General features: G+C 72.8%; 8 protein-coding genes. All 8 read right to left on the bottom strand.

Features of this window, described 5'->3' with window-relative positions; all coding sequences use genetic code 11:
* Positions 1–700: 700 nt before the first annotated feature.
* On the bottom strand, positions 701–1,060 hold the full coding sequence (gene rplS, locus H5J29_RS19890; protein WP_181782557.1) for a 50S ribosomal protein L19: 360 nt from the start codon (positions 1,058–1,060) through the stop codon (positions 701–703).
* Between the two features lie 162 nt (positions 1,061–1,222).
* Positions 1,223–1,966: a tRNA (guanosine(37)-N1)-methyltransferase TrmD gene (gene trmD, locus H5J29_RS19885; RefSeq protein WP_181782556.1), complete on the bottom strand. Its 744-nt coding sequence runs from the start codon at positions 1,964–1,966 to the stop codon at positions 1,223–1,225.
* A gap of 24 nt (positions 1,967–1,990) precedes the next feature.
* Positions 1,991–2,542 (bottom strand): Clp protease N-terminal domain-containing protein, encoded by a 552-nt coding sequence (locus tag H5J29_RS19880; RefSeq protein WP_181782555.1) that lies wholly within the window; start codon positions 2,540–2,542, stop codon positions 1,991–1,993.
* A gap of 11 nt (positions 2,543–2,553) precedes the next feature.
* Positions 2,554–2,769: a helix-turn-helix domain-containing protein gene (locus H5J29_RS19875; protein WP_181782554.1), complete on the bottom strand. Its 216-nt coding sequence runs from the start codon at positions 2,767–2,769 to the stop codon at positions 2,554–2,556.
* Between the two features lie 101 nt (positions 2,770–2,870).
* Positions 2,871–3,416: a ribosome maturation factor RimM gene (gene rimM, locus H5J29_RS19870; RefSeq protein WP_181782553.1), complete on the bottom strand. Its 546-nt coding sequence runs from the start codon at positions 3,414–3,416 to the stop codon at positions 2,871–2,873.
* Complete coding sequence (locus H5J29_RS19865) at positions 3,394–3,633, bottom strand: RNA-binding protein (protein ID WP_181782552.1); 240 nt, start codon at positions 3,631–3,633, stop codon at positions 3,394–3,396. Before H5J29_RS19865 ends, rimM begins: the two co-directional genes overlap by 23 nt.
* The gene (rpsP, locus tag H5J29_RS19860; protein ID WP_181782551.1) at positions 3,630–4,079 is read right to left on the bottom strand and encodes a 30S ribosomal protein S16; all 450 of its coding nucleotides are present in this window, start codon (positions 4,077–4,079) and stop codon (positions 3,630–3,632) included. Before rpsP ends, H5J29_RS19865 begins: the two co-directional genes overlap by 4 nt.
* A 149-nt stretch (positions 4,080–4,228) precedes the next feature.
* The gene (locus tag H5J29_RS19855) at positions 4,229–5,014 is read right to left on the bottom strand and encodes a CPBP family intramembrane glutamic endopeptidase (RefSeq protein ID WP_312858317.1); all 786 of its coding nucleotides are present in this window, start codon (positions 5,012–5,014) and stop codon (positions 4,229–4,231) included.
* Positions 5,015–5,227: the final 213 nt, after the last annotated feature.

Genomic DNA, 5,227 nt, shown 5'->3' with positions numbered 1-5,227 from the left:
TGACCGTTCGAACCTGCGCCGTACCCGTTCGCGCCGGGCCCGCCCGCCGCAGGGCCCCGCGGGATCGAGCCGTTCGGAGCTGAGCCGTTCGGGACCGACCCGTTCGGGACCGAGCCGTTCAGAGCCGAGCCGTTCGGGACCGACCCGTTCGAAGCCGAGCCGTGGGACGCGGGGCCGTACGGGGCAGAGCCGTGGGGGGCAGAGCCGTGAGGGGCGGAGCCGTACGGGGCCGACCCGTTGGGTGGGGCACCGTTGGGCCCCGAGCCGTACGCCGCAGAACCGTTCGGAAGAGAACCGTTCGGGCCCGAGCCGTACCCCGCAGAACCGTTGGAGGCAGAACCGTTGGACGCCGACCCGTTCGAGCCGGCCCCGTAGGGACCGGATCCGTTGTGAGTGACGCCGCCCGGGCCCCCGTGGCCGTTCGACGGCCCAGAGCCCAGAGCCCCGAGCCGCTGCGGGGCGGAGGGCGGGTACTCCGCGGGACCGGGGAACGGTGCGCCGTTCGGACCGATCCCGGGCACCCGGCCCTCGGGACGCTCACCCGCGACCGCACCGACACCGGGCCGCTGGTCGGCCCCCGTCGCCGGGGGTCCGTCCGCGGGACCGGGCCGCCGCGGGGTGCCGCGACGGTCGTCGGGGAGCTCGGGTGACACCACGTGATGAGGCTACGGCAGGGCCGCGACCCGCAGGGGTGACGGTCTCAGCTCGCGGTGGGGGTGTCGCGCTTCTCCTTGATCTTCGCGGCCTTGCCGCGCAGGTCACGGAGGTAGTAGAGCTTCGCGCGGCGCACGTCGCCCCGGGTGAAGACCTCGATCTTCTCGATGTTCGGGGTGTGCACCGGGAAGGTGCGCTCGACGCCGACGCCGAAGGACACCTTGCGGACCGTGAAGGTCTCGCGGGCGCCGGCGCCCTGGCGGCGGATCACGACGCCCTGGAACACCTGGACACGGGAGCGGCTGCCCTCGATGACCTTCACGTGCACCTTGAGCGTGTCACCCGGCCGGAAGGCGGGGATGTCGGAGCGCAGGATCTGTGCGTCCAGGTCGTCCAGGGTGTTCATCGCGCGGGTCCGTCCTCAGTCCTGATGGTTCAACTGCAAGCTTCGCCTGCCTGGGCACGTGCCGGGGCGCCGGTCCTCGGAGGGGGCGCCGACACAGCACGGTAGGCGCTGGCAACTCATCCATAGTGCCAGACGCCCGCCGGGCGGATGACACCGGTGGGGCTACCCCGGCTCACCGAGGCCCTCCAGTACCGCCCGGTCGGTGGCGTCCAGGCTACCCGGCGGCAGCGCGGCGAGCAGGTCCGGGCGGCGTTCGGCGGTCCGCTCCAACGCCCGGTCGCGGCGCCACCGGTCCACGGCGGCGTGGTCGCCGCTGCGCAGGACCGGCGGCACCGCCAGCTCCCGCCACACCTCCGGGCGGGTGTAGGAGGGGCCCTCGAGCAGCCCGTCGGAGAAGGAGTCCTCCGCCGCCGACCGGGGGTTGCCCAGGACCCCCGGGAGCAGCCGCGCCACCGCCTCGACCATGACCAGGACCGCGACCTCGCCGCCGACCAGCACGTAGTCGCCCACGCTCACCTCGTCGACGGGCATCCGCTGCGCGTAGTGGTCGACGACCCGCTGGTCGATCCCCTCGTAGCGGCCGCAGGCGAAGACCAGCCGCTCCTCCCCCGCCCACTCCCGGGCGGTGGCCTGGGTGAAGGGCCGACCCGCGGGCGTCGGCACCACCAGGCGGGCGGGCGGGTCGAGCAGCCCGTCGAGTGCCTCGCCCCAGACCTGGGGTTTCATCACCATGCCGGGTCCACCGCCGTACGGGGAGTCGTCGACGGCCTGGTGCACGTCGTGCGTCCAGTCCCGCAGGTCGTGGACGGCGACCTCGATGAGCCCCTTCTCGATCGCCCGGCCCAGCAACGCCTCACGCAGCGGGGCGAGGTAGCCCGGGAAGATCGTCACGACGTCGATGCGCACCGTGCGGATCCTGCCAACCGGGTGTCAGCCCGCCTCGCCCAGCCCCGCCACGGCCTCGCGCATCCCGTCGAGCGTGACCCCCTTCGCCGCGAGGATGTGGTGTGCGGCGCCGCCCTCGGCGTGCAGCAACCCGAGCAGCACGTGCTCGCTGCGGATCTCCTTGTGCTTCAGCCGAAGCGCCTCGCGCAGCGACAGTTCCAGCGCCTTCTTCGAGGACTCGTCGAAGGGGATGTGGCCGAACATTCGACGCTGCTTGCCCGCCTGCGTCCGCTCCAGCGCTCCCGGCCCGAAGGTCTCCTCGGCCGCCTTCCGAACCTCCTCGAAGTCGATGCCGAGCAGCGCGAGCTTGCCCGCGTCGGGGGTCGAGTCCTCGGACGCCAGGCGCTCGACCTCCGCCTCCACGTCGACGAACTCGACGCCCGCCTCCCGCAGCAGGGCCACCGCGGCCGACTCCTGGTCCCGATACAGGCTGACCAGCAGGTTCTCCGTCCTGATCTTGGCCTGCTTGCGCTCCCGCGCGTCCTCCTGCGCCGCCACGACGACCGTGCGGGCACCCACCGTGAACCTCTCGAACATCGCCGATCCCCTCAGTTCCCGAGCCGTCGGTACTTCTTGTGCACGGCCTGTTTGCTCACCTGGAGCACGCCCGCGATCTGCGCCCAGGACCAGCCCTGGGCGCGGGCGTTGCCCACCTGGAGCTCCTCCAGTGCCTCCTGCAGACCCCGCAGGGCTGCCACCGCCGCCAGGCCGACGTGCGGGTCCTTGCTGGACGCCGCCGCCGCCACCGCTGTCGCATCAGCCATGCCGTCAACCTACGTTGACGGCCTGGAGTTCGTCAACCTTCGTTGACGGATGACGGGACGAAAAAGGGCCCCGCCGGCACGGCGGGGCCCTTCGGGAGGGATCAGACGTCGAGGTCGAGCAGGCCCTCGGGAGGGTCGACGACCACGCGGCCGCCTGCGAGGTCGATCGTCGGCACGATCTCGCTCACGAACGGGACCAGGGCGTCCGGCCTGCCCTCGCGGGCCAGGGCGAGCAGGTCGCCACCCGGGCCCAGGACGACCTCGCGGACCGTCCCGACGGCCGTCCCGTCCGGCAGCTCGGCCCGCAGGCCCTCCAGCTGGTGGACGTGGAACTCCTCGGGATCGGCGGGCGGGTCCAGCTCGGCCGTGGTGACCAGGAGCTGCACACCGCGCAGCCCCTCCGCCGCCGTCCGGTCCGGCGCCTCGGCGAAACGGACGAGCAGCCGCCCCGAATGGGGGCGGCTGCTCTCCACGGTCAACGACGTGTCCGGCGCTCCCCGGCGGCGGGCCCGCAGCACGGAGCCCGCCGCGAACCGCTCCGCGGGCGAGTCCGTGCGGATCTCGACCGCCAGCTCGCCGCGCAGTCCGTGGACCTTCGCGACGATGCCGACCAGGAGGTCGCTGCTATCGGTCGGTGTCGACGACATCGACCCGCACGCCCCGCCCGCCGATGCCACCCATCACGGTGCGCAGCGCGGTGGCGGTGCGGCCACCGCGGCCGATCACCTTCCCGAGGTCCTCGGGATGCACCCGGACCTCGAGCGTGCGGCCGCGCCGGTTCGTGACGAGATCCACCCGTACCTCGTCCGGGTGGTCGACGATGCCCCGGACCAGGTGCTCCAGGGCGTCCGCCAGCATGCTCACGACTCGGTCGACTCCGCAGCCTCGTCGGTCTTGGCGGCCTCGTCGGTCTTCTCGGCCTTGGGGGCCTTCTTCTTCGGCGTGGTGGCCTCGGTGGTGGGCTCCTCGCCCGCCGCCGCCAGCGCCGCGTTGAAGCGGGCCAGCTTGTCGACCTTCTCCGGCTGCGGCTTCAGGGTGCCCTCGGTACCGGGCAGGCCCTTGAACTTCTGCCAGTCGCCGGTGATCTCGAGCAGGTGCTGCACCGGCTCGGTCGGCAGCGCGCCGACACCCAGCCAGTACTGCGCCCGCTCGGAGTCGATCTCGATGAGGCTCGGCTCGTTCTTCGGGTGGTACTTGCCGATGGTCTCGATCGCGCGCCCGTTGCGGCGGGTGCGCGAGTCGGCGACGACGACGCGGTAGTACGGCTGACGGATCTTGCCCAGACGCATCAGCTTGATCTTGACGGCCACGCTCTTCGGTACTCCTCGCGGATCAGGTGTGCTGCTCGTGAGTCAGCAGGACCGCGTGGGGGTACGGCTCGCTCACTCGTGGTACTGGATCGGCCGCGGCATCGGTAGAGGGCCGGCCACGGACCTGACGCACCATTCTGCCAGACCTGCTATCCGGCGAGCGGGACCCCTCCGGTCAAGGCGAGAGCGAGGCCCAGGGCGGGGACCAGGTTGTTGACCTGGTGGGCGACGATGCTCGCGGGCAGGCGCCCGGTGAACACCCGCGCCAGCCCGATCGGCAGGGCCACGACCAGCAGCAACGGGGTGCGGGTCAGCTCCAGGTGGGCCACGGCGAACAGCACGGTGGTGACCGCGAAGGCGACCCAGCGGTTGGCGCCGTGCTTGGTCACCGCCCCCCAGAGCAGCCCGCGGTACACGATCTCCTCGCAGGCGGGGGCCACGAAGGCGACCAGCACGAACACCAGGAGCGCGACGGGCCAGCCGACCACGATGCCGTCGAACGCCTGGCCGACCGCCGTGGTCGCGTTGTCCTCCCCGACCACGGCCACGAACACCAGCGCCGCCGGGATGCTGAGGATGAGCCCGCCGAAGCCGAAGAGCAGCCCGATCCCGACGTCGCGGGCCGTCCAGTGCAGGCCGAGGTCGATCCGCGGCCCGTTGCCGCGCCACCGAGTGATCAGCAGCGCGGTCCCCGCGGCGAGCAGGGTCGGGACGGACAGCCCAAGGATCACCCCGAGCGCGGAGGGGCCGTCGGAGCCGACGACCAGCCAACCGAGCGCGAAGGACACCGCGAGGAACAGCACCTCGACACCGACGTAGGACCAGAGCCCCCACCGGTGCCGGGGGGTCGGGGCCTGGTCCGGCGGCGCCTCGGGCGAGAACCCGGGTCCGTGGGACGGCACCGTGTGCGGGTCGGGGAGATCGGGCTGGCCCACCCGTCCGACGCTACCGGCGCGAGGGCGCCGACGCCCGTCGGGCACGGGGCGAGCGGCCCGTTCGTGTGGCATCCGCCTCGTGAGCGGCGATCGTCGCCATGGCGGACATCGCCGCGCAAGGGTCAGTGGGCCCTGCCGCCGAGGAGGACGAGCTGCGGGTGCCGGAGGACGGCGGGGTTCGTGCGGGGGTCCTCGGCGTAGACGACCAGGTCG

The sequence above is a fragment of the Pseudonocardia pini genome (genome assembly GCF_013870575.1).
In the GTDB taxonomy this organism is placed as follows: domain Bacteria; phylum Actinomycetota; class Actinomycetes; order Mycobacteriales; family Pseudonocardiaceae; genus Pseudonocardia; species Pseudonocardia pini.
The sequence above is the reverse complement of the archived record's forward strand: the minus strand, read 5'-3'. Positions and strand labels throughout refer to the sequence as shown.